This is a genomic window from Micromonospora trifolii, assembly GCF_050516465.1.
GTDB classification, from domain to species: domain Bacteria; phylum Actinomycetota; class Actinomycetes; order Mycobacteriales; family Micromonosporaceae; genus Micromonospora; species Micromonospora trifolii.
On the sequence record NZ_CP191526.1, the window covers coordinates 3,011,633 to 3,034,275 of the forward strand.

At 70.6% G+C, this 22,643-nt stretch carries 17 protein-coding genes; 6 read left to right on the forward strand and 11 right to left on the reverse strand.

Features of this window, described 5'->3' with window-relative positions; translation table 11 throughout:
* Positions 1-23: 23 nt before the first annotated feature.
* Genes ACQRWP_RS13840 through ACQRWP_RS13850 form a run of 3 tightly spaced genes read right to left on the reverse strand, consistent with a single transcriptional unit; the run spans position 24 to position 3,650 of the window.
* Positions 24-1,079 carry an ABC transporter permease gene (locus ACQRWP_RS13840; RefSeq protein WP_430502633.1) on the reverse strand — a complete coding sequence of 352 codons (1,056 nt, stop codon included), beginning with the start codon at positions 1,077-1,079 and terminating at the stop codon, positions 24-26.
* Positions 1,069-2,130 (reverse strand): ABC transporter permease, encoded by a 1,062-nt coding sequence (locus ACQRWP_RS13845; RefSeq protein WP_430502634.1) that lies wholly within the window; start codon positions 2,128-2,130, stop codon positions 1,069-1,071. The genes ACQRWP_RS13840 and ACQRWP_RS13845 overlap by 11 nt, the downstream gene beginning before the upstream one ends.
* Positions 2,127-3,650 carry a sugar ABC transporter ATP-binding protein gene (locus ACQRWP_RS13850; RefSeq protein WP_430502635.1) on the reverse strand — a complete coding sequence of 508 codons (1,524 nt, stop codon included), beginning with the start codon at positions 3,648-3,650 and terminating at the stop codon, positions 2,127-2,129. The genes ACQRWP_RS13845 and ACQRWP_RS13850 overlap by 4 nt, the downstream gene beginning before the upstream one ends.
* Before the next feature lie 196 nt (positions 3,651-3,846).
* On the opposite strand from ACQRWP_RS13850, the gene ACQRWP_RS13855 reads away from it, so the two are divergent.
* Positions 3,847-4,878, forward strand: coding sequence for a LacI family DNA-binding transcriptional regulator (locus ACQRWP_RS13855; RefSeq protein ID WP_430502636.1), 1,032 nt, complete (start codon positions 3,847-3,849; stop codon positions 4,876-4,878).
* Positions 4,879-4,922: 44 nt separating this feature from the next.
* Here the strand turns inward: ACQRWP_RS13855 and ACQRWP_RS13860 are convergent, their stop codons facing one another.
* Entirely contained in the window at positions 4,923-8,519 is a 3,597-nt protein-coding gene (locus tag ACQRWP_RS13860) for a family 78 glycoside hydrolase catalytic domain (RefSeq protein WP_430502637.1), read from the reverse strand.
* Positions 8,520-8,863: 344 nt separating this feature from the next.
* Between ACQRWP_RS13860 and ACQRWP_RS13865 the strand changes: the two genes are divergently transcribed.
* The gene (locus tag ACQRWP_RS13865) at positions 8,864-9,967 is read left to right on the forward strand and encodes a glycoside hydrolase family protein (protein WP_430502638.1); all 1,104 of its coding nucleotides are present in this window, start codon (positions 8,864-8,866) and stop codon (positions 9,965-9,967) included.
* 1 nt (position 9,968) lies between these two features.
* Here the strand turns inward: ACQRWP_RS13865 and ACQRWP_RS13870 are convergent, their stop codons facing one another.
* Both ACQRWP_RS13870 and ACQRWP_RS13875 read right to left on the reverse strand, forming a co-directional pair.
* On the reverse strand, positions 9,969-10,862 hold the full coding sequence (locus ACQRWP_RS13870) for an NAD-dependent epimerase/dehydratase family protein (protein WP_430502639.1): 894 nt from the start codon (positions 10,860-10,862) through the stop codon (positions 9,969-9,971).
* 99 nt (positions 10,863-10,961) lie between these two features.
* Positions 10,962-12,926: a beta-propeller domain-containing protein gene (locus ACQRWP_RS13875; RefSeq protein WP_430502640.1), complete on the reverse strand. Its 1,965-nt coding sequence runs from the start codon at positions 12,924-12,926 to the stop codon at positions 10,962-10,964.
* 217 nt (positions 12,927-13,143) lie between these two features.
* Between ACQRWP_RS13875 and ACQRWP_RS13880 the strand changes: the two genes are divergently transcribed.
* Positions 13,144-13,563 (forward strand): PPOX class F420-dependent oxidoreductase, encoded by a 420-nt coding sequence (locus tag ACQRWP_RS13880; protein ID WP_430502641.1) that lies wholly within the window; start codon positions 13,144-13,146, stop codon positions 13,561-13,563.
* Positions 13,564-13,639: 76 nt separating this feature from the next.
* On the opposite strand, the gene ACQRWP_RS13885 is transcribed toward ACQRWP_RS13880, so the two are convergent.
* Complete coding sequence (locus tag ACQRWP_RS13885) at positions 13,640-14,524, reverse strand: bile acid:sodium symporter family protein (protein ID WP_430502642.1); 885 nt, start codon at positions 14,522-14,524, stop codon at positions 13,640-13,642.
* 146 nt (positions 14,525-14,670) lie between these two features.
* On the opposite strand from ACQRWP_RS13885, the gene ACQRWP_RS13890 reads away from it, so the two are divergent.
* Positions 14,671-16,014, forward strand: coding sequence for a glycoside hydrolase family 18 protein (locus ACQRWP_RS13890; RefSeq protein WP_430502643.1), 1,344 nt, complete (start codon positions 14,671-14,673; stop codon positions 16,012-16,014).
* A 57-nt stretch (positions 16,015-16,071) separates the two neighbouring features.
* On the opposite strand, the gene ACQRWP_RS13895 is transcribed toward ACQRWP_RS13890, so the two are convergent.
* Positions 16,072-16,428, reverse strand: coding sequence for an effector-associated constant component EACC1 (locus tag ACQRWP_RS13895; protein ID WP_430503199.1), 357 nt, complete (start codon positions 16,426-16,428; stop codon positions 16,072-16,074).
* 175 nt (positions 16,429-16,603) lie between these two features.
* Here ACQRWP_RS13895 and ACQRWP_RS13900 point away from each other — a divergent pair, with 175 nt between their 5' ends.
* The gene (locus ACQRWP_RS13900; RefSeq protein ID WP_430502644.1) at positions 16,604-19,408 is read left to right on the forward strand and encodes a M14 family zinc carboxypeptidase; all 2,805 of its coding nucleotides are present in this window, start codon (positions 16,604-16,606) and stop codon (positions 19,406-19,408) included.
* Between the two features lie 70 nt (positions 19,409-19,478).
* Here ACQRWP_RS13900 and ACQRWP_RS13905 read toward each other — a convergent pair whose 3' ends face one another.
* The 3 genes from ACQRWP_RS13905 to ACQRWP_RS13915 all read right to left on the reverse strand — a co-directional run bounded on the left by ACQRWP_RS13905 (position 19,479) and on the right by ACQRWP_RS13915 (position 21,789).
* Complete coding sequence (locus ACQRWP_RS13905) at positions 19,479-19,670, reverse strand: DUF397 domain-containing protein (protein WP_430502645.1); 192 nt, start codon at positions 19,668-19,670, stop codon at positions 19,479-19,481.
* Positions 19,661-20,461, reverse strand: coding sequence for a helix-turn-helix domain-containing protein (locus ACQRWP_RS13910; protein ID WP_430502646.1), 801 nt, complete (start codon positions 20,459-20,461; stop codon positions 19,661-19,663). The genes ACQRWP_RS13905 and ACQRWP_RS13910 overlap by 10 nt, the downstream gene beginning before the upstream one ends.
* Positions 20,462-20,643: 182 nt before the next feature.
* Positions 20,644-21,789, reverse strand: coding sequence for an MFS transporter (locus tag ACQRWP_RS13915; protein WP_430502647.1), 1,146 nt, complete (start codon positions 21,787-21,789; stop codon positions 20,644-20,646).
* Between the two features lie 54 nt (positions 21,790-21,843).
* Between ACQRWP_RS13915 and ACQRWP_RS13920 the strand changes: the two genes are divergently transcribed.
* Positions 21,844-22,587, forward strand: coding sequence for an AraC family transcriptional regulator (locus ACQRWP_RS13920; RefSeq protein WP_430502648.1), 744 nt, complete (start codon positions 21,844-21,846; stop codon positions 22,585-22,587).
* The last annotated feature ends 56 nt before the right edge of the window (positions 22,588-22,643 follow it).

The following is a 22,643-nucleotide window of genomic DNA, read 5'->3' on the forward strand; positions in this document are numbered from 1 at the left end:
GGGTGGTTGGTGCGCGGGGGACGTCACGACGCGGCGGGCTGCCGCTGTCGTCGACGGTGCAGCCGGGCGCGGACGTCCGCGACGGCGTTGGGCAGTACGACGGATGCGACGAGCAGGGTGCCGGTGACGATCGTCAGCGCGTTGGCGTCGACGTCGGCGAGTTGCAGCGCGTTGCGCAGGACTCCGAGGAGCAGGACGCCGGCCAGCACACCGAGCAGAGCACCTCGGCCGCCGAAGATCGAGACACCGCCGAGCAGGACAGCGGTCACCACTGTCAACTCCAGGCCGGTGGCGTTGTCGCCGCGGGCGCTGGCATAGCGCAGGGTCCAGAAGATGCCGACCAGCCCGCAGACGGCACCCGAGACCACGAAGAGCCAGAACTTCGTCCGGGCGACCGAGACGCCGGTGAACGTGGCGGCCTGGTCGTTGTTGCCCATGGCGTAGAGCGCCCGGCCGGCCGGTGTGGCGTGCAGCACGACCGCGAAGACCACCGCGAGCAGCAGCAGCGGCACGACCACTACCGGAACGGAGGTGCCGGGGATGTTGCGCACGACGGCGGCCGTCCAGTCGGCTGGGAAGTCCGCGACGGCCTGGTCGCCGAGCACGACGAAGGACAGCCCGCGGTAGAGGGCGAGCGTGCCGATGGTGACCGCCAGCGACGGCAGGCCGAAGCCGGTGACGAAGAGCCCGTTCACCGCGCCGAGCACGGCGCCGAGCAGCACCACGAGGACGCAGATCAATTCCAGGGACAACCCGCTGGAGAGCCAGAGCTGGCCCATCAGGGTGCTGCACAGGCCCACCATGCTGGCGACGGAGAGGTCGATCTCGCCAGTGATCACGATCAGGGTCATCGGTAGCGCGATGAGCGCCAGCGGCACCAGATCGAGCAGCAGGAACTGGGCATTGCGACCGGTGGCGAAATTCTCCACGGTCAGGCCGGCGAGCAGCACGACCACCACGAGCGCGGCCACGATCACCGCGTCCCAGGAACCGAGCAGCCCGCGCAGGCTGGCGACACGGCCCGCGGCGGGCTCGGCCTCGGCGGTGGGCGGTGCCGCGTACAGGCTGTCATGCGCCATGGGCGCTTCTCCCTCGGAGCCGGGCCGCCACCCGCAGGGCCAGGAGCCGGTCCAGCCCGATGGCGGCAAGGATGAGTGCGCCGACCACGGCCTGCTGCCAGAACGGGTCGATGCGCAGAACGGCGAGCGAGCTACCGATCGTGGTCAGCAGCACGGCGCCGAGCGCCGCGCCGTAGGCACTGCCACTGCCGCCGAAGATCGCCACTCCGCCAACCACGGCCGCGGCGACGACCTGGAGCTCCAGGCCGGTGCCGGCGGCCGCGTCGAGGGTGCCGAACCGGGCCGCGTACAGCACGCCGGCGAGCCCGGCGAGCGCTCCGCTGGCCACGAAGACGGTGAACACCCGCCGCCCCACCGGGATGCCGGAGAGCCGGGCGGCGGCCGGTTCGGAGCCGATCGCGTACAGCTCCCGGCCGCTGCGGTAGGAGCGCAGGTAGAAGCCGACGGCGACGACGACGACCAGCGCGACGAGGAAGAGCACGGGTACGCCGAACACCGTCTGGTTGCCCAGCCGCAGGAACGACTGTGGCATGTCGGCGGCGTTGATCTGCCGCCCGGACGCCCAGTAGTAGTCGACGCCCCGGAAGACGTAGAGGGTGCCGAGGGTGATGACCAGGGCGGGCACCCGGGCCACCGCGATCAGGCCGCCGTTGACAACCCCGCACAGCGCGCCCAACGCGACACCGAGGACGAGCGCCACCGGCCACGGGGTGCCGGGGGCGGAGACGAACAGCGTGCCGGTGGCGAAGGCGACCAGGCCCAGGATCGAGCCGACGGAGAGGTCGACGTTGCGGGTGACGATGACCAGGGTCTGACCGACCGCCAGGATCACCAGGATCGCGCAGCCCAGCAGGAGGTCCTTGACGCTCTGGCCGCTCAGGAATCGGTCGTTGCGCAGGGTCGTGACCAGGACCAGCAGGCCGAGCGCGATCAGCAGGCTCAGCTCGCGTACGGCCAGCAGCCGCTCGGTGAAACCACGGCGCTGCCGGCCGGGGTCGGTCGGGGCGTGCTCGGCGGTCTGGTCGGGCGCAACAGCGCCGGTGCGGCTCATGCGCTCGCTCCTTGACCGGTGGCGGCGAACATGATGGAGGTCTCGTCCGCCTCGGCCCGGGGCAGCTCGCGGACCAGTCGCCCCTCGTGCATGACGAGAACCCGGTCGGCCATGCCGAGCACCTCGGGCAGTTCACTGCTGATCATCAGGATGGCCAGCCCCTCGCCGGCCAGCTCGGAGAGCAGGCGGTGCACCTCGGACTTGGTCCCGACGTCGATGCCACGGGTGGGTTCGTCGATGATCAGAACCCGTGGTTCGGTGGCCAGCCACTTGGCGAGCACGACCTTCTGCTGGTTGCCCCCGGAGAGGGTCGCCACGGGCGCCCCGAGCCGGGCGCCCTTCACCTGTAGCCGCCGTGTCCAGCGGTGGGCCTCGGACCGCTCGGCGCTCCCGAACAGGAGGCCCATTTGGCTCAATGCCCGGCGGCGGGCCAGGGTGGCGTTGCGCTCCACCGACAACTCCATCACCAGGCCCTGCTGTCGACGGTCCTCGGGGACCAGCGCCATGCCGGCGGTGATCGCCCGGCCCGGGTTCCCGGCCGGGACGGCCCGGCCGGCCACCAGCACCTCACCCGTGTCGTACCGGTCGACGCCGAAGATGGCGCGGGCGACCTCGCTGCGCCCGGCCCCGACCAGCCCGGCGAGGGCGACGATCTCCCCACCCCGGACGGAGAACGACACGTCGGCGAAGACTCCGGCCCGGGTCAGCCCACGGACTTCGAGGAGCGTGTCCCGCAGTTCGGCGTCCTGCTTCGGGTAGAGCGAGGAGACGTCCCGACCGACCATGCGCCGCACCACCTCGTCGACGCTGAGGTCCGCGGCGGGGTCGCTGGAGACCCAGGCACCGTCGCGGAGCACGGTGATGCGGTGGCACAGGTCGAACACCTCGTCGAACCGGTGCGAGATGAACAGCACCGCGGCTCCGCGCTCGCAGAGCGACCGGGTGACCGCGAACAGGCGTTCGACCTCCACACCGGACAGTGCGGCCGTGGGCTCGTCCATGACCAGGACCCGGGCGTCGAAGGAGATCGCCTTGGCGATCTCGACGAGTTGCTGGTCGGCGATCGAGAGCCCCCGAGCGGGGCGGGTCGGGTCGATCCGGACGCCCAGCCGTTGGAACAGTGTCGCCGCGTCGCGGTTCATCGTCGCGGTGTCGATGCGGCGCAGACGGCGAAGTGGTTGCCGGCCCATGAAGATGTTCTCCGCCACCGACAGGTCCGGGAAGAGCGTCGGTTCCTGGTAGATGACGGCGATGCCGGCGGCCCGGGCGTCACCGGGGCCGCGAAGGCGCAGCGGCTGCCCGCCGAGGGTCATCTCGCCGGAGTCCGGATCGTGTGCCCCGGCCAGGATCTTCACCAGTGTGGACTTGCCGGCGCCGTTCTCGCCGACCAGGGCGTGCGCCTCGCCGGAGTGCAGCGCCAGGCGCACCCCGCGCAGCGCGGCGACGGCCCCGAAGGACTTCGTCACGCCGTCGAGTACCAGCAGCGGACCGCGGTCCGTGTCCGGTGCTTCGGCGGTCATCCGACCTCCTCCTGAATCGTTTCACGCATCGACATGGACCGTATGGGGCGGCCTTCGAGAGCGTCAAGAGTTTCACTGCCATTTCTCCCCTGTTGCCACACCGCGTCGAATAGATGAAACGTTTTAGCCGCTATAGACTGCCGGGCGAACCCGGTCAGCTCGGGCCGCGACCACCGCACCAGGCATTGAGGGAGTCATGGGCACGGCGAACATCAAAGAGGTCGCCCGGCACGCCGGCGTCTCCCTCGGCACCGTGAGCAACGTGCTCAACCGGCCCGACACGGTCGCCCCCGCCACCCGCCAGCGGGTACTCGACGCAATCACCACCCTCGGTTACGTCCGCAACGACTCCGCGCGTCAACTCCGTGCCGGGCACAGTCGCACCGTCGCCATCGTGGTGCTGGACGTGGCCAACCCGTTCTTCACCGACGTCGTGCGGGGCGCCGAACAGGTGATCGAGGAAGCCGGCGCCATGCTCGTCGTCTGCAACAGTGGCGAGGACAGCGCCCGGGAGCGCCGCCACCTGGAGTTGCTGGAGGAGCAGCGGGTCCGCGGCGTCCTCATCACCCCGGTCGGTCACGGCCCCCAGCCCAACCTGGACAAGCTCATCGACCGGGGCATCCCGGTGGTGCTGGTGGACCGGGGCACTGGCCGCGCGAACCGCTGCTCGGTGGCGGTCGACGACGTCCTCGGTGGCCGACTCGCCATGGACCACCTGCTGGACCAGGGCCATCAGCGCATCGCCTACCTCGGTGGCCCGGTCTCCATCGCCCAGGTCGCCGACCGGCACGCCGGAGCCGCCGCAGCGCTGAAGGAAACCGGCGGCACCGCCGAACTCCGGGTGGCGGTCACCAGCAGCCTGACCGTCGCCGCCGGCCGACGTGCCGCCGAGGATCTGCTGGCCCTACCGGCCCGGCAGCGCCCCACCGCCGTGTTCTGCGCCAACGACCTGCTCGCTCTCGGCGTACTCCAGGAACTGACCGCGCGTGGGCTGCGGGTGCCGGCCGACGTGGCCATCGTCGGCTACGACGACATCGAGTTCGCCGACGCGGCGGCGGTGCCGCTGTCGTCGGTACGCCAGCCCCGCGACCAACTCGGACGCACCGCGGCGGAGCTATTGCTGGACGAGGCCGATTCCGGCGACACGCACCGGCACCGGCACGTGGTGTTCCAGCCCGAGCTGGTCGTCCGCCGATCCAGCGACCAGCCCCGACGCACCCGACGCTGATTCACGAACCCGCGGGCCGGCCGGCGCGGGTCGCCCGGCCGGGGTCAGGCCGCCGGGCCGGGCATCGCCCAGACGTCGGCGATCGACGGGTCGTAGCCGGTCCCGGTGTCCTCGTACCGCACCCGCACGACACCGTCCCGGGTCGCGTCCGGCAGGTTGACGACGAACTGGTAGCTGACCGTGCCGGGCCCGCCCGCCGTGCGCTGCCACGAGCGCGTGTGCGCCACCACCCCGTCCACGACCACCTGGTAGTCCTTGAGCTGAGGCCCGTCGTACGTCTCGACAGAGCGCAGCGCGAACGGTTCACCGGGCCGGACCGCGAGATCGAACTCGAACCAACCGCCGGGGCGGGTCACGTCGGTGTACCGGCGGGTCAGCCCGGCCTCGGTGCTGGTGCCCGAGTAGGTGGAGGCGGTGAGGCGGTGGGCCTGCTCGGACGCCGCGACGCCGAGGTCGACGTGGTCGTAGGCGTCCGTCGGTGGGACGACCGCGAAGGAGTAGGAGCCGGACCCGATCTCGTACACGGCGACCGCGCCGTCCATCCGGACGAACCGCACCCCGTCGGCCTGCTCGGCCGGCCGGTCGCCCTCGGTGACCGCCTCGCGTCCGGGTGCCGGGAAGCGCACCGTCGCCGTGGTGTTCGCCGGCAGGGTGAGGCGCAGCCGCATGTCGCCGCGCGCGTCGAGGTCCCAGTCGCTGCCGATCGTCCCGTACGCCGAACGGTACGACGCCTTGGCCGAGGTGAGGTTGCCGCCCGACTGGGGGGCGAACGTGACGTGCGCGTACCCGGGGTTGGTGGCGTCGTGCTGGATGCCCGCGACGGTCCGGTACATCCAGTCGCCCACCGCTCCGTACGCGTAGTGGTTGAAGGAGTTCATCCCCACGTCGCCGAAGCTGCCGTCGGGTTTGATCGAGTCCCAGCGCTCCCAGATCGTGGTCGCGCCCTTGGCGATCTCGTAACCCCACGACGGGTAGGTGTCGTTGAGCAACAGCCGGTAGGCGACGTCGAGATGCCCGGTGTCACTCAACGTCGGCAGCAGGTCCGGTGTGCCGAGGAAGCCGGTGGAGAGGTGCCAGTCGTGCCGTTGCACGTTGGCGACCAGCCGGTCGGCGGCCCTGGCCCGCAGCGGGTCGGTCAGCAGGCCCATGCCGATGGCCAGCACGTACCCGGTCTGGCTGTCGCCCTGCACTGTCCCGTCGGCCGCGACGTAGGTGTTGACGAACGCCTGGGTGATGGCCCTGGACAGCGCGGCGTAGCGGGTCGCGTCGGCGTCGCGCCCGATGGCCGCGGCCAACTCCCCCAGCAGCCGGATGCTGTACGCGTAGTAGGCGGTGCCGACCACCCCTGCCGGCGTCGGGTCGTCGAGGTTGAGCCAGTCCAGGTACGGGCCGGCATTGGTCCGCAGGTTGCCCGAGCTGGTGCTCTCCAGCCAGGACGCGTACCGCACCATCGACGAGTAGTGCTCCTCGATCACCCGGGTGTCGCCGTAGCGCTGCCACAGCGCGTACGGCACTGTGATCCCGGCGTCCGCCCAGCCCGTCGCGCCGTCCCCACAGCAGGCGCGCGGCGCGACGTCGGGGTACGCGCCGTTGGCCGACTGCGCGTCGCGCAGGTCCTGCAACCACTTGCTGAGGAACGTCAGGCTGTCCATGTTGAACGTCGCGGTGTCGGCGAAGACGTTGATGTCGCCGGTCCAGCCGAGCCGCTCGTCGCGGGCCGGGGTGTCGGTCGGGATGGACAAGAAGTTGCCGCGCTGCCCCCAGGTGATGTTGCTGTGTAGCCGGTTCACCATGGCGTTGGAGGTCTGGAACTCGCTGGTCAGCTCCCCGTCGGTGTGCATCACCAGGCCGGTGACCGAGGACAGGTCGGGGGTGCCCGGATAGCCGGTCAGCTCGACGTAGCGGAAGCCGTGGAAGGTGAAGGTCGGCTCGTAGACCTCGGCGCCACCACCCCGCAGGGTGTAGAGGTCGGTGGCCCGGGCCGACCGCAGGTTGGCGGTGTACGCGGTGCCGTTCGGGTTGAGCACCTCGGCGTGCCGGATACGGACCGTCGAACCGGCCGGGCCGTTGACCCTCAGCCGCACCTTGCCCACCATGTTCTGGCCGAGGTCGAAGATCCAGGTGCCGGGGGTGGGCTGGGTCAGCACCCGGGCCGGCAGCTCCTGCGTGACCCGCACCGGCGGGTCGACCTGGGCGACGATCTTGTCGGTGGCGTCGACGTCGTCGACGGTGGCGGGCTTCCAGGCCGCGTCGTTGAAGCCGGGCTGGTTCCAGCCGGCCGGCAATCGCCGCGCGTCGTACGTCTCACCGTGGATCAGGTCGCTCTGCAGGAACGGCCCGGCCGTGGCGCGCCACGAACCGTCGGTGTTGACCGTCGCGCTGCGACCGTCGGTGTAGTCGATGCGCAGTTGCGCGCTCAGGTGCGGCCGGGAGCCGTAGTTGTCGGTGCCGAACCAGGCGATGCTGCCCGCGTACCAACCGTCGCCGAGCAGGGCGCCGAGGGCGTTGTCACCCGGGCGGAGCTGGCCGGTCACGTCGTACGTCTGGTACTGCACCCGCTTGTGGTAGTCGGTCCAGCCGGGTGCCAGCTCGTGGTCGCCGACCCGCTGACCGTTGAGGGAGAGTTGGTAGACACCGAGCGCGGTGGCGTAGATCCGGGCGCGGGCGACCGTACCGTCGACCCGGAAGCCCCGTCGCAGCAACGGGTTCGCGTCCAGCGCGACGAGCATGGCCTCGGTGTCGCCGCCGACCCGCAGGCCGGCCGCGGTGGCCGTGCCGGCCCCGAACGGGTTCACCCCGTCGGTGAGCGGAGCCGCGAAGAGTGTCTGACCGCCGCTGGTCACCGAGAAGGCGGAGAAGACGCCGGACTCCAGCCCGTTGGTCCGCAGGCCGACCGAACCGGTCTGGTGGGCGGTGCTGGTGGTGACGTCGACCTGGGTGCCGTCGACCCAGGTGGTGATGGTGTTCCCGGCCGCCGTGATGCGCAGGGTGTGCGGCGTCGTCAGCCTGTCGGCCGGTACGACACCGCCGAGCGGCACCTCCTTGAGCACGGTCCAGGCACCGTTGACCCGGGCGTGCGGGCGCAGCTTGGCGCTGCCGCCGGTGATGGAGAACTGCCACATGTACGCGTTGCCCGCGCCACGGGCGCGCAGGAAGATCCCGGCCGCGTCGCGTTCCAGCCGGACCGTCGTCTGCACCGTGTAGTCGGTCCAGGATTCGGTGGGCGACGGCAACCCGATCCAGTTGGCCTGCCAGCCGGCCCCACCCTGCACGCCGGTTTCCCAGAACGTCGGCGTGCTCCACCCGGAGGCGTTGCCGGCGGTGTCCCAGACCTGGACCTGCCAGGCGTAGCGGGTCCGTGGCCGCAGGGCCGGCCCGGCGTACGGGACGAGGGCGCTCTGCCGCGACCGGACCCGGCCGCTGTCCCAGACGTCGGGGGCGCCGAGGCGGTCCGCGCCGGTGGCGACACGCACCTGGTAGGACTCCTGGACCACGCCCCGGGTGGTGGCGTCGATCCGCCAGCCGAGGCGGGGGCGCGCCACGTCCAGGCCGATCGGCGCGGTGGCCCGTTCGGCGGTCAGGTCGGTCGCCGTCAACGCTGCGGCGGCCGGCGCGGCGGTCGCCGAGTGCGGTGCCACCATCGGCGTCAGGCCAGTCAGCAGCACGAGAAGTGCGGAAAGTGCGGCGTGACGCCGCGAGGTGCGCATCATTCTTGGCCCTCATCCTTCTCTGCACGGCGTGGCGGCAGCGGTCGGCCTCCGGTTAATGAATCGTTTCAGATAGCCTAGGCGCTCGTCATGGTCAAGTGAAGACGTTGACGGCGATGAATCCGATCCCGCCGGACGTGTGGTGATCGACGACCGACACCAGCGGTGGAAACTGTTATCCCGGTACGACCGGTCAGTCTCCTGAGGGGAGGCTGTAGCGGATCTTCCGCCAGTCCCCACGACAGGTAGCGGTACGACCACATGAAGGAGTCGAGACGATGCGCGGATCCGGTCCGGATGGAGCCGTCACACCAGGGGTTACCCGGGGCGCCCACGCGGAACCCCGGCGCGGTCTGCTCGGCCGCCTCCCGATCGGCGCGAGGCGGCTGCTGTGGCCGCTCCTCGTGGCCGCCGTGGTCGCCGTACTGGTGACGGGTGTGATCGTCGTGGTGCAGCCGACCGGGCCAACGCCCGCCCCGGCGGCGACGCAGGCGCTCGACGCGCCGCCGCCCGCGAGCCCGCAGCCCGGCGCGCCCAGCGCGACCACGCCCGCCGCCACCACGAGCCCCGCGCGGGCGACCCCGACCCCGACGCCGACGGCGAAGCCGACAACCGGGCGGCCGGTCGCTCCGGCGGCCCCGGCGGCGACCTCGAAGCGCAAGGGCGTCGGGGTGTGGACCTTCGACGGCGTCAGCCAGGCGCTGGCGAACTCCGGGGCGAGTTGGTACTACACCTGGGACGTGGCCCACTCGGGCGTCACCAGCCCGAAGGGCGCCGAGTTCGTCCCGATGATCTGGGGGGCGAAGAGCGTCACCGCCACAAACCTGCAACAGGCCAAGAAGAACGGCAGCTACCTCCTCGGGTTCAACGAGCCGGACCTGAAGGGTCAGGCGGAGATGACCGTCGAGCAGGCGTTGGAGCTGTGGCCGCAGTTGCAGGCCACCGGCCTTCCGCTGGGCAGCCCGGCGGTGGCCTGGGGCGGCGACCGGCCAGGAGAATGGCTCGACCGGTTCATGGCCGGGGCGAAGCAGCGCGGCTACCGCGTCGACTTCATCGCCCTGCACTGGTACGGCGGCGACTTCACCACCGCCAACGCGGTCAACCAGCTCAGGTCGTACCTCCAGGCGGTGCACGACCGGTACAAGCTGCCGGTCTGGCTCACCGAGTTCGCCCTGATCGACTTCTCCAACGGCGTCCGCTTCCCCACCCAGGCACAGCAGGCCGCGTTCCTCACCGCGGCGACCCGGATGCTGGGTGGGCTGTCCTGGCTACAGCGGTACGCGTGGTTCGGCCTGCCCGCCACCGACAAGGACCAGACCGGCCTGTTTCGCACCGGCAGCACGGCGACCGCCGTCGGCCGCGCCTACCAGGCGGCACGCTGATCTACCTCGGGTCGACGTGGTTCCGCCAGGAGTGCTGCGGCTCGTACCCCAGCACCCGACGGGCCTTGTCGATGCTGAGCAGCGTCTCGTGCTCACCCAGCTCCTTACGGATCTCGACACCCGGGTAGACCTCGGCCATCAGGCTGGCGCTGGACCTGGTCATGACGGTGTCGGCGTTGGCGATGACGAAGACGTCGGCACCGGGCTGGTCGTGCGCGAGCGCGCGCTCGACCGCCTGGGCCCCGTCGCGGGCGTCGATGTAGCCCCACAGGTTCCACCGGCGCAGCTGCGGGTCGGCGTCGAACGAGGGGAACGGCGCGTAGTCCTCGACGTCCATCACGTTGGAGAAGCGCAGCCCCACCATGACCAACTCCGGGTCCCACCGGCAGAAGTGCCGGGCCATCTCCTCCTCCAGGGCCTTGTTCAACGAGTACGTCGACTCGGGCCGTGGCGCGTACTCCTCGTCCACCGGCGCGTACGGCGGCGGGGTGTCGAACGGCAGCCCGAGCACCGTCTCGCTCGACGCCCACACAACCCGCTTGATCCCGGCCGCCCGGGCCGCGGCGAACACGTTGTACGTCGCGGCCGAGTTGTTCGCGAACGTCGTCGCGTTCGACATCAGCCCGGGGGCCGGGATCGCGGCGAGGTGCACGACCGCGTCGACGCCGCCCGCGTGCTCGTCGGCGCCCCCGGTGAACGCCTCCACCACCTGCCCGTAGTCGGTCAGGTCGACCAGCAGGAACTCGCCGTTCACGTCGCGTGGGTCTCGGCCACCGACGCGGTCCACCGCCAGCACGTCGACGCCCACGGCGCGCAGGTGGGCGACCACGGCACGGCCGAGCTTGCCGGTGGCACCGGTGACGACGACACGCCTGGGCAGTACGGAATCGCTCATGCTGACATCTTCTCCGGCGAGGCGCGACGCCCCGGACGCGGGTGCGGACCGACCCCTCCGAACAGCGGCACGACCCGACGCCGGACACCACCACGCCGTTCACGCCGTAGGCAGCCAGCCGAGGGTCCTCATCGTGGAGAGGCTGGTCGCCTTGAGGCCACCGGCGGAGACGGTCCAGAGCACTCCGTCGACCACCAGTGACCGGCGGATCTGCGTCAGACCCTCGGGATCTGTCGTGTCCGGCGTGTGGTCGACCGTGCCGACCTCGGTGAACCCGCCGTCGCCGGCTCGCAGGGCCACGGCCACGTTGCTCGGCCGACCCGCGCCGTAAGCGGTCAGTGGGACCACGACCAGGCGTTCTGCCGGCCAGTACAGGAACGCGTGCGGGTCGAACTCCGCCTCGGAGTGCCCCTGCTTGACGTGATACTGGGCGACCCGGGTCGGCTTGGCCGGGGAGGAGACGTCGAAGAGCGAGAGCTGGGTGCCCTGGATACGGCCCTGGCCGGACGCCTCCTGCCCGACACCGAGCAGCCGTCCTTCGCCGGCCGGATGCAGGTACGCCGAATACCCGTTGATCTTCAGTTCGCCGGTCACCTTCGGCGCCCCCGGATCACGCAGATCGACTGTGTAGAGCGGGTCGGTCTGCCGGAAGGTGACAACGTAGCCGGTGCCGCCGAGGAACCGTACCGCGTATATCCGTTCCCCCTTGCCCAGCCCGGTGACCTTCCCGACCTGGGTCAGCGCCGTGCCGTCGGCACGCAGGACATACACGCTGGACGTCGAGTTCGGCCTGTCGCCCCATGTACGGCCACTGGTGGTGGCCACTCTCAGATGCCCGTCCCACTCGGACATGGCGTACTGGTTCACGAGCCAGCCCGGTACGGACGCGGCGGCGACGTATCGCGGGGCACCGGTGCCAGTGACGTCGAACTGGTAGATCTCGGTGGTCTCGTCCCTGGGATCCGGTGCGACGTTCCGCGCGGTCAGACTCGGCAGCACCCGCCAGCGCTGATCGTTGGCGACGTACAGCCGGGGTCCGTTGCTGTAGACGGTGTCGCCGTCGGCGATCACGGTGACCGGGTCGCCAGCACCGAGCGCGGCCGCACCGAGGTCGAAGCTGAGCACTGTCACCAGCGACGTGCCGGAGTAGACGGCCGGCCGGCTCACCCGTTCGCAGCCGACCCGTCCGGCGCTGGTTCGCCCGCCGGAGGTGACCTCGTACCGGGGCAGCCAGTCGTCGGCGGTGGCGTTGTCGATGATCTCGCGGTTGGCGGTGGTGCGCTGCTCATCGGTGGCCCGTTCCCGATGCGGGAAGTTCAACCGGGGCGCGGAGCGGACCACGACCCGGACCGTTGTGCCGACCTGGCGGGCGTCCACCAGATTGCCGTCGATCCGGTATTCGCCGATGATCTTCGGCTGGCCGGACAGGTCGACCATGATCAGCTGAGGGCCGACGATGCCATCCGGCGTCGGGGCGTCCACGACCCGCCCGCCTCCCTCGGAAGCGGCCGGTTTGAACCTCCCGGCCCACCCGTCGCGGCGCAGCACCAGCGCCCGGTCACCGTGCAGCAGCAGGGCGTCCTCGGCCCCGCCGAACTGATCAGCGCCCGGTGCCAGTTCCAGCTCTCCGGTCAGCCGGCGGGTGGCCGGGTCGACCACGTACAGCGTGCCGTGCTGCACTGTGACGATCCGCCTGCCGTCGGTCTTGACCAGGTCCGGTTCATCGGCCCCGGCCTCGTGGCTGTTGGTGCCCGAGTAGCCGGGGGCGGCGGCCTTGGACGCCGCATCCGCAGCCCCCGCCGCGGCGGGCGCCGCAGCCCGTTCGAGGATGCGAAAGGCACGCGCGTCCCCGTCCAACCCGAACCCCCAGGGCCCGACGTACGCGCTGGCAGCCGTCTTCAGCTGCCGCAGCGCCTCCGGGCAGGAATCGAACGCGACGAGCCGGAACCCGCCGGCCGGCACTCCCCGGTCAGGTGGCGGCGCGGGGGCCGGCTTCGCCGTACAGCCGGTGACCAGCGCCAGCCCCGCGACCAGGGCCAGTCCCATGAGGCGAGCTGGAGTCATGACTCGGAGGGCGCCGTTGGCGGCCGTTGGCTGGGGTACGTGGGCGCTGCTACGCGTCATGCCCCCTACGACGTGGCTGCCCCGCGCTGGGTTCCCGGAATGCGAACCTCGAGCCGAGTAATCGACAGGGGTTTGAGCGTGCGCCCCATTCGGACCGGAGCGGACCGGCGGGTGCGTAACGTGCAGGGGTAACCCCCTGACGCGAAGAGGAGACTTCATGTCCAAGCCACCGCTTCCCGAGGCCGCGGTCGTCATGCTCCAGAAGCCGAACCCCGCCGTCATGACCACCCTTCGCAACGGTGGCCAGCCGGTGTCCGCCGCCACCTGGTACCTGTGGGAGGACGGCCGGATCCTGGTGAACATGGACGAGAGCCGCCGCCGACTGGAGCACGTCCGCAACGACCCCCGGGTGTCCCTCACAGTGCTCGACGAGGCTGGCTGGTACACCCACGTCAGCATCATCGGGCACGTCGCCGAGCTGCGCGCCGACGAGGGTCTCGCGGACATCGACCGGTTGTCGAAGCACTACACGGGCAACGCGTACCCACGCCGGGAGCGTGCCCGGGTCACTGCCCTGATCGAGATCGACCGCTGGCACGGTTGGGGCGCGCAGAAGGACAACAACCAGGTCGGCTGAACGCTGCCGCCCGCCCTTGTCGCCCTGACGGCTGCCGTCAGGACGACAAGGGCGACAGCCGTCAGGGCGTCAGCTGTCAGGGAGTCAGAGCGGCGGAGGACCGGGCGCCGACGCGGGTCACCAGGTAGCCGAAGGCCGCCGCGGTGAAGAACATGACGATGCCGTAGACGGCGCCCGGGATCGCCATCTGGGTGCTGTTGAGCAGCGCCGGGCTGAGCGCAATCGTGATGGCCAGGGTGCTGTTGTGGATGCCGATCTCGAACCCGGCGGCCGTCGCGGCGCTCCGGTCGACACCGGCGAGGCGCGGCACCCCGTACCCGATGGCGAGGCTGAGCAGGTTGAAGGCGAGCACGGCCAGGCCGACCGAGACGAAGTAGTCGGCGATGTTCTCCCGCTCGCCGAGCACCGCGCCGGCGATCACCGCGACGAGCACGACGACGGAGAGGATCCGGACCGGGCGGTTCAGTCGCTCGGCCACCTGCGGCATCCGTGCCCGGATGAGCATGCCGATCGCGACCGGGACGAGCACGATGGCGAAGACCTGGAGCACCTTGTCGAACTGGAGGCCGATGCTCCTGCCCTCGGGCAGGAAGTACGCCGCCGACAGGTTGACCAGGATCGGCAGGGTGAACACGGCGAGCACCGAGTTGATGGCGGTCAGGGTGATGTTCAGGGCCACGTGCCCGCCGAACAGGTGGCTGTAGAGGTTGGCCGTGGTGCCGCCCGGTGATGCGGCCAGCAGCATCATGCCGACGGCCAGCTCGGGTGCCAGGTCGAACGCGAGGACGAGGCAGAAGCAGAGCGCCGGCAGCACCAGCACCTGGCAGACCAGGGCGATGACGGCGGCTCGTGGATGGTGGGCCACCCGGCGGAAGTCCGCCATGGTCAGTCCGAGACCCAGACCGAGCATGATGATGCCGAGGGCGATGGGTAGTCCGATCAGAGTCACCGCGGAGTCCATGGCACAACATCGTTACCACCCGGTAACGCCGTCACAATCCCCCATGTGGCTGGACGGCTCTTGACCCCGGAGGGTGATCGGCTTAACTTCATCAATCAGATAAGTCTCTTTACTAATTCTGCTTGATGTCTCGTGGGAGTGTGCCGATGCGACCATTCCGCCACCGCCGTCTCACCGCCGTCGTCGCCCTGGCGACCCTGCTGGTCACCGCCGCTCCGCCCACCGCCGCCAGCGCCGGTGACAACCACCAGCGTCGCACCGGTTACCACCGGGTCGGCTACTTCACCCAGTGGGGCATCTACGGCCGGGCCTTCCCGGTCAAGAAGCTCGAAACCTCCGGGGCGGCGAGCCGCCTCACCCACCTCAACTACGCCTTCGGCAACGTCAGCGAGGACGGCCGCTGCTACGTGGACGGTGGGCCTGGTGAGGGCGACGCCTGGGCCGACTACCAGCGCCCCGTCCCGGCCGAGGAGAGCGTCGACGGCGTCGCGGACGCACCGGGCCAGGCGCTCAACGGCAACTTCGGCCAGCTCGCCAAGCTCAAGGCCAAGCACCCCAAGCTGAAGGTGCTGATCTCGCTGGGCGGCTGGAGTTGGTCGACGTACTTCTCGAACGCCGCCCGCACCGACGCCTCCCGCAAGGCGTTCGTCACGTCCTGCATCGACCTCTACCTCAAGGGCAACCTGCCCGGCGGGGACGGCGCCGCCGGCGGCCCGGGTGCCGCGGCCGGCGTCTTCGACGGCATCGACCTCGACTGGGAGTGGCCCAACTGGGAGGGTGAGCCCGGCAACGTCATCCGCCCGGAGGACCGGGAGAACTTCACCAAACTGCTCGCCGAGTTCCGCCGGCAGCTCGACGCGTACGGGCGCACGACCCGGGCGCACCACCCGCTGACCGCGTTCCTGCCAGCCAGCCCGGCCACCATGGACGCCGGCTACGAGGGCCGCAAGATCTTCAAGTACCTGGACTTCGCCACCGTGCAGGGGTACGACTTCCACGGCGGCTGGGACGCGCGGGCCAACCAGCAGTCGGCGCTGCGCGTCCCGGCGGGCGCCCCGGACAACCCGGACTTCTCCGTCGAGGTGGCCGTCGACGGGTGGATCGCCCGTGGCGCGCCGCGCGACAAGCTCGTGCTCGGCATCCCCTACTACGGTCGCGGTTGGACCGGCATCACCGGCGGCGGGAACGGCCTGTTCCAGCCGGCCACCGGGCCCGCGCCGGCCACCTTCGAGGCCGGGTACGAGGACTACAAGCAGCTCAAGACCCTGGCCGGTAACGGCTACACCGTGCACCGCGACCTGCGCGCCGGGCACGCCTGGTTGTTCGACGGTACGACGTTGTGGACGTACGACGATCCGGCGGTCGTGCTGCAGAAGATGCTCTACATCCGGCGGACCGGCCTGGGCGGAGCGATGATCTGGTCGCTCGACGGCGACGACGACAACGCCACGCTGACCAAGACGATCGGCCTCGGCCTGACCACCTGGTAGCCGTACGTGTGCCACCCGGCCCGTCGCCGGCCGACCTCTCGGCTGGCGGCGGGCCGGTTAGCGCTGCGCGGGTGTCACCGCGCGCACCGCTGCCTCGATGAGCGCTGTCACCTGGTCCATGTCCCGAGCCCGGTGCACGTCCACCTCGGCCGACCATCCGTCCGGCCGGGTGAGCTTCACCGTCACATCGTCGCGGCGGTGGGTCAGCCAGCCGGCGATCGCCTGCACCAGCACCATGGCGGTGCCCGCGTCGCTGGCCGCCACCCGCAGGACGTCCGCGCGGTCCGCCGACATTTCGTCGGGGGACGTTGTGGTCACCCCCTCCCGCAGCCGATCCTCAGCGCGCAGCCAGGACGCCAGCGAACGCCGAGCATCGGCGGACGGAAGATCCGGATGGACCGAGAGCGTGATCATCTCCGGCACGTCTCCTCCTCCCAGACGACGACAAGCCCACGCCACCATCCTGCCACTCCGCGTCGGGACCGGCACGCCGAGTAGTCGGCAATATCGATCAACCCTTGACCGTCGTATCGGCGGTTCATAGGCTCCGGCCACTGCGAGGTTGTTCCCGAGAGGGGAAACACGACTCATGGCCCCATCGATGCGCCCGTTCCGGATGGTCCCCGCCAGGCGGCTGGCAAGTGCCGCCACCATCGCGCTCCTGCTCGGCATGACTCCCCTGCTCGGCGGCACGCCGGCCGCGAGCGCCGCCCAGCCCTCCCGCTGTAGCGACGACCCGACCGCCCGACTGGGCACGGTGCCCACTCCCGAGAACGTGCTCGGCTTCCCGCTCGGCGTGGGGCAGGAGCGGGTCGTCACCAACGACGAGGTCCGGACCTACCTCGGGGCCGTCGATCGCGCCTCCAACCGGGTCGTCACCGGCGTGATGACCACCAGCGTGCTCGGCCAGCCGCTGCCGTACGCGGTGGTGTCCAACGAACGCCACGTGCGGCCCACCGCGCTACGCGAGATCGCCGACGACATCCGGGACCTGCGCGACCCGCGCCGGACCAGCGCGCGAACGGCCGCCCGGACGGCGAAGGACAGCCCGGCCATCGTCTGGGTCACCGCGAACGTGCACGGCGGTGAGAAGAGCGGCGCCGACGCGGCGCTCAAGACGCTGTACGAGTTGGCGGCGGGCCTGTCCTGCGAGGTCGCCCAGCGCAACGACAACCTGGTCACCATCATCGTCCCCACCCAGAACCCGGACGGCCGCGACGCGACCCGCCGGCAGAACGAGTTCGGCTTCGACCTGAACCGGGACTGGTTCGCCCGCACCCAGCAGGAGACCGACGGTAAGCTCGAACTGCTGCGCCGCTACCCGCCGCAGGTCTTCATCGACGCGCACGAGATGGGCGGCCGGCAGTACTTCTTCCCACCCAACGCCGACCCGATCCATCACGAGATCGCCGGTGAGGCGGTGGACTGGATCAACCGCATCGGCGAGGCCAACAAGGCCGGTTTCGGCTTCAACGGCGCCTGCGACGACACCGCCTTCACCGAGTGCTACTTCAACTACGACACGTACGACATGTTCTTCATGGGCTACGGCGACACGGTGCCGACCACCGGCTTCGGCGCGGCCGGCATGACGTACGAGAAGGGCAGCGCGTCGGCAGTGGCCGACCGGGTCCAGCAGCAGTTCCACACCCAGTGGTCGACGCTCGGCTGGGCCGCCGCGAACAAGCGCGAGGTGCTGGACGGCTACTTCGACATCTGGACCGACGCACTCGCCCAGGGCAGGGCGGGCACGCTGGAGCCGAACGAGGTGGTGCAGCCCACCAACGAGGTCCAGTTCCCGGTGCCGGACCTCACCATCCGCTCGTACTTCCTGCTGCCCGACCGGCAGCTCGCCGACGTCCGCCAACTCGTCGAGCGGCTGCGCCGGATGGACGTCGAGGTGTACGAGGTGCAGAAGGCGACCCGGGTGCCCACCGCGCGGGTCTTCGGCGGGCGCAGCGCCACCAACGTGACAGTGCCCAAGGGCGCGTACTGGATTCCGATGGACCAGCCGCAGAAGCACTGGATCCAGGCCATCATGGGCGAGGACCCGTACGTGCCGTTCCCGTACTTCTACGACGTGTCGTCCTGGAGCAACCCGCTGCTGATGGGCATCAACGCCATCTACACCGGAGACACCGTCCGGCCGAGGGTCGAACTGGTCCGCAAGGTCTCCGGCGGTCGCACCGGCGCGGCGTGGCCCTGGGGCTCGTACACGTACCCGCTCGACTCGGCCGCCGCCGCGGAGTTCACCTTCAGCCTGCTCGGCCGTGGCGTACCCCTGGTCCGCGACCTCACTACCAGCAGGGTCGCCATCCCGGCAGCCAAGGTGAGCCGGACCGTCGACGGGCTGGCCCAATCCCTCGGGGTCACCCTCACCCCGGGGGGTCGGCCCGCCGGCACCCGCCTCGACCTGCCCGACGTGGGGTTGTTCCAGGGCACCGGCATCTCCACCACCTCCGGCTCGCACGGCGAGGCCCGCTACGTGCTCGGCAAGCGGTGGGGGCTCGACCTGAAACCGGTCACCACGGCCGACATCAACGACAACACCGAGGCGTTCACCGGGCGCACCGTGCTGCTGGTGCCGGACGGCAGCAGCGCCACCGGCGGTCTGACCGCGGTCGGGCAGGCCAACCTGCGCGACTGGATCGGCCAGGGCCACACCTACCTCGGCCTGCGCAACGAGGGCACCCGGGTCGCCCGCGCCGCCGGGCTCACCTCGACCACGGAGAAGACCAAGCCGGCGGACTACCTGGTGATCGGCTCGCACCTGCGCGTCGATGTCGACCAGGACAGCCCGGTGGCGCTGGGTCGCCCGGCGGAGGACTTCGAGTTCAACAACAGCGACCCGATCCTCACCCCGAGCACCACCGGGACGAACGTGCTCACCTACCCGACGGGTGACACCTTCTGGGCCAACGGTTACACCGTCGGGGCGGAGACACTGAAGGGCACGGCGGCCGTCGTCGACGAGCCGACCGGCGCCGGTCGGGCGGTGCTCTTCGCGTTCAATCCGCTCTTCCGCGCGTACAACGAGAATGGTCTGCACCTGGTCGCCAACGCGCTGCTCTACCCGGCGACCGCCTCGCCGGACGCGCGGCGCCCGGCCGGCGTCGACGCGGCGCGCGCCAGCGCCGCCGCCGCGCCGGTGTCGCCGGACCTGGGCGGCGGGTGGCGGCCGATCACCATCCAGGTGGCGGCCGGCGACCTACCCCGCACCCGGGCGATCGTCGAACGCTTCACCACCGACGCGCAGGCGTCCGAGAAGAACGGCTCCGCGTACGTCGTGATCCCGAACCCGCAGGGACTCCAGACGGACGAACACCCGTTCGCAAGAGATCTGGTACGCGCACTGAATGCCGCCAAGGTGCCACTGCGGTCGGTGGTGGGCTGACGCAGCCCCGCACAGCGAAGCGCCCGTCCCCTCGGTTGGGGGCGGGCGCTTCGGCGCGTTCGGGGATCGGTTACGACCGCTGGGCGACCTCGGCAACGAAGGCCCGCCAGGCCACCGGCCCGAAGACCAGCGCCGGCCCCTCGGGGTCCTTCGAGTCCCGCACACCGACGATGCCGGGCAGGTTGGCCGCGACCTCGACGCAGTCGCCGCCGCCGGAGCCGCTGCGGGTGGACTTGCGCCACGTAGCGCCGATCAGGTCCATGACGTCACCACTTCCTTCATCAGATCCAGTGACTGCCGGCGGGGTAGCGCCTCGTTTCGAACGGTCTCCCACCTCGACATCAGAGTATCCACATCGTCGTCGTGGTCGATGACGACGCCGCCGAGCTGGTTCTCCATCTGCCCCACCCACTTGTGGTCGGGCAGCCGGGCCAGGCTGAACGGCCCGGTCAGGCCGACGTGCATGCTGACCTCGTCCGGCAACAGGTGAACGCTGATGTTTGGCCGCTCCGCGAGGGTGGTCAACTGCTTGATCTGCCCCGCCATGACGTCGCGGAAGTCCGCGCCGGCGCGGCGGAGCACCGCCTCGGCGATGACAGCGATGAACTGCGGGGCGTTCGCCTTCGTGAGGACCGCCTGCCGGTCCATCCGGTGGGCGAGCCGCTTCTCGACCTCGTCGTCGCTCAACGTGTCGTCGCAGCGGATGACGGCGCGGCCGTAGCTCTCCGTCTGGAGCAGGCCCGGAACGAGGCTCGGCTGGAAGCACCTGAGCTGCGTCGCGGTGCGCTCGGCGTCCAACCACGGCAGAAACCAGGACGGGGCGCCGAGCTTGCCCACCATGCGCTCGAACAGCCCGCCGTTCTTGAACGCCCGGTCGGCACCCTTGATGAAGTCCAACGTCAGCGCCCGCGTCTCGCTCTCCACGGCGCTGACATGGGAGGCGCTGAAGCCGGCACCCCGGCCGAAGGCATCCTGGGTCATCCCGGAGACCCCTCGGGCGCGGCGAATCTCGGCGACGATGAACGCGGCGAGCGGGTGCGGCAGGTCGGCCATGCAATGCTCCCAAACCGGAGGATCAACTACTCACGCCGCTACCCGGCGTCGAATTCTCGCCAGCTCGATCCGATCCGGCGAGCATTGCCTTAGCGTAGTTATCTCCACAGCGGAGTGTCAGCAGCGACGCGGCTGGTGGGAGGACAACGAGGTCAGGTCCCCGTGGCCCGTCGAGCCATGCTTCAGCGCCTCGGCACGGCCGGCTCGGGGAGCGTGCGGAACAGCAGCCAACTCAGCGCGGGCATCAGAATCAGTGGGGCGAGGGCAACCTGGAGGGAGATCGCGTCGGCGACACCGCCGATGAGTGGGCTGACCAGGCCGCCGACGCTGACGGTCAGGCCCAGTGTGATGCCACTCGCGGTACCGACGCGGGTCGGAAGATAGTCCTGGCCAAGGGTGATCTGGAGCGAGAACGGGATGTAGAGCCCGGCCGAGGTGAGCGCCACGAACAGATAGAACGCCGGCCCGGGGACGAGCACGACCCCCGCGACGGCGGCGATGCTCACCAGGTACGACCAGCGCACGACGGTGACCCGGTCCCAGCGGCCGGCCAGGTTGCCTCCCAGCACCGTACCCACCGCTCCGCCGAGGTAGAGCACCACCAGCGCCGCCGTTCCAGCCGAGGTTCCCCCGCCGGTGCGCTGCGGCGCGTAGAGCGCCAGGAACGTGCTCAGACCGGCGAACGCGATGGAGCGGCAGACCACGGCCAGCGACAGCCGGCCGAATGAGGCCCTGTCGTCGGTCCCGATCCACTGCGGGGTACCGTAACCGGCCTCCGTCGTCGGGCGCAGCGCGCGAAGCACGGGCAGGCACAGTACGCTGCCCGCGAGGGCCGGCACCACGAGCAGCGGAGTGAGTCGCAGACCGCCGCTGGCGACGACGACAGCGACCAGAATGGGCGCGACGGCGAAGCCGAGATTGCCGCCGAGGGAGAACCAACCCATCCCGGCGTGGCTTCCGCCGCTGGCGATCCGCGCGACCCGTGCGGACTCGGGATGGTACGCCGCGACTCCGATCCCGGAGACGGCCACGAACGCCAGCGTCAACGGGTACGAACCGGTGATCCCGCTGCACGCGATTCCCAGTCCGCCCAGGATCGTGCTCACTGGCAACAGCCAGGGCATTGCCCACCGGTCCGTCAGCGCACCGAACAGCGGTTGCGCCACCGAGGAGAGCAGCGAAGCGGCGAGCACCACGCCGGAGGCCGCCGCGTAGGTGTAGGCACGCTCGGCGATGAAGAACGGTACGAGCGCGGCGACAGCGCCCTGGTAGACGTCCACGCAACCATGCCCGACGGACAGCAAGATGATCGTTCTGTTTCTCGGCACGCCGCCATGCTCGCCGCTTCCCGGCCTGTCGGGCTTCCGATAACCTGCCAACCAATGACGAGAATCCGCCACCGGCCGGTGGCACCGACTCGCGCCCAGCGGCTGGCGTCCGGGTCCGTCATCGACGTGCACCGCCACGACGACCACCAGATCGTCTACGCCGCCCGTGGCGTGCTGGCCGTCACCGCCGACGCGGGTGCCTGGGTCGTCCCCGCCAGCCGCGCCATCTGGGTGCCCGCCGGAACCGCGCACGCGCACCAGGCCCACGGCGCACTCGAACTGCACCTGATCGGCCTGCCCGCGACCGAGGACCCGCTGAATCTGACGGAACCGACAGTGCTGGCCGTCGGGCCGCTGCTGCGCGAGCTGATCCTCGCCTACACCCGCGCCCCCCAGGATGACAGCCTCACGCGTGCACGGCTGCGGGCCGTTCTGCTCGACCAGTTGCGGTCCTCGGCCACGCAGCCCGTGCGCCTGCCCACGCCCACCGAGCCTCGATTGAAGGCACTCTGCGCGATCCTGTACGCCGACCCGGCCGACAACCGCACCCTGGCCGCGCTCGGCAGGCAGGTCGGCGGGAGCGACCGTACGCTGTCCCGCCTGTTCCGCGCCGACCTCGGCATGACCTTCCCGCAGTGGCGTACCCAACTGCGGTTGCACCGTGCTCTGGTGATGCTGGCCGAGGAGGTTCCGGTCACCGCCGTGGCGCATCGGTGTGGATGGTCCTCCGCCAGCGCGTTCATCGACGTCTTCCGCCGGGCCTTCGGGCACACCCCGGGCAGACACGAGCGCCGCTAGCACGGACGGCCGCCGCCCTCCCCAGGACCCCGCGGGTCGGCTAGCGGACATCCACC

Excerpts from the sequence above, each read along its gene's own strand:
- ACQRWP_RS13840 (WP_430502633.1), bottom strand. The coding sequence starts at position 1,079 with ATGGCGCATGACAGCCTGTACGCGGCACCGCCCACCGCCGAGGCCGAG.
- ACQRWP_RS13845 (WP_430502634.1), bottom strand. The coding sequence starts at position 2,130 with ATGAGCCGCACCGGCGCTGTTGCGCCCGACCAGACCGCCGAGCACGCC.
- ACQRWP_RS13850 (WP_430502635.1), bottom strand. The coding sequence starts at position 3,650 with ATGACCGCCGAAGCACCGGACACGGACCGCGGTCCGCTGCTGGTACTC.
- ACQRWP_RS13855 (WP_430502636.1), top strand. The coding sequence starts at position 3,847 with ATGGGCACGGCGAACATCAAAGAGGTCGCCCGGCACGCCGGCGTCTCC.
- ACQRWP_RS13860 (WP_430502637.1), bottom strand. The coding sequence starts at position 8,519 with ATGGTGGCACCGCACTCGGCGACCGCCGCGCCGGCCGCCGCAGCGTTG.
- ACQRWP_RS13865 (WP_430502638.1), top strand. The coding sequence starts at position 8,864 with ATGCGCGGATCCGGTCCGGATGGAGCCGTCACACCAGGGGTTACCCGG.
- ACQRWP_RS13870 (WP_430502639.1), bottom strand. The coding sequence starts at position 10,862 with ATGAGCGATTCCGTACTGCCCAGGCGTGTCGTCGTCACCGGTGCCACC.
- ACQRWP_RS13875 (WP_430502640.1), bottom strand. The coding sequence starts at position 12,926 with ATGACTCCAGCTCGCCTCATGGGACTGGCCCTGGTCGCGGGGCTGGCG.
- ACQRWP_RS13880 (WP_430502641.1), top strand. The coding sequence starts at position 13,144 with ATGTCCAAGCCACCGCTTCCCGAGGCCGCGGTCGTCATGCTCCAGAAG.
- ACQRWP_RS13885 (WP_430502642.1), bottom strand. The coding sequence starts at position 14,524 with ATGGACTCCGCGGTGACTCTGATCGGACTACCCATCGCCCTCGGCATC.
- ACQRWP_RS13890 (WP_430502643.1), top strand. The coding sequence starts at position 14,671 with ATGCGACCATTCCGCCACCGCCGTCTCACCGCCGTCGTCGCCCTGGCG.
- ACQRWP_RS13895 (WP_430503199.1), bottom strand. The coding sequence starts at position 16,428 with ATGATCACGCTCTCGGTCCATCCGGATCTTCCGTCCGCCGATGCTCGG.
- ACQRWP_RS13900 (WP_430502644.1), top strand. The coding sequence starts at position 16,604 with ATGGCCCCATCGATGCGCCCGTTCCGGATGGTCCCCGCCAGGCGGCTG.
- ACQRWP_RS13905 (WP_430502645.1), bottom strand. The coding sequence starts at position 19,670 with ATGGACCTGATCGGCGCTACGTGGCGCAAGTCCACCCGCAGCGGCTCC.
- ACQRWP_RS13910 (WP_430502646.1), bottom strand. The coding sequence starts at position 20,461 with ATGGCCGACCTGCCGCACCCGCTCGCCGCGTTCATCGTCGCCGAGATT.
- ACQRWP_RS13920 (WP_430502648.1), top strand. The coding sequence starts at position 21,844 with ATGACGAGAATCCGCCACCGGCCGGTGGCACCGACTCGCGCCCAGCGG.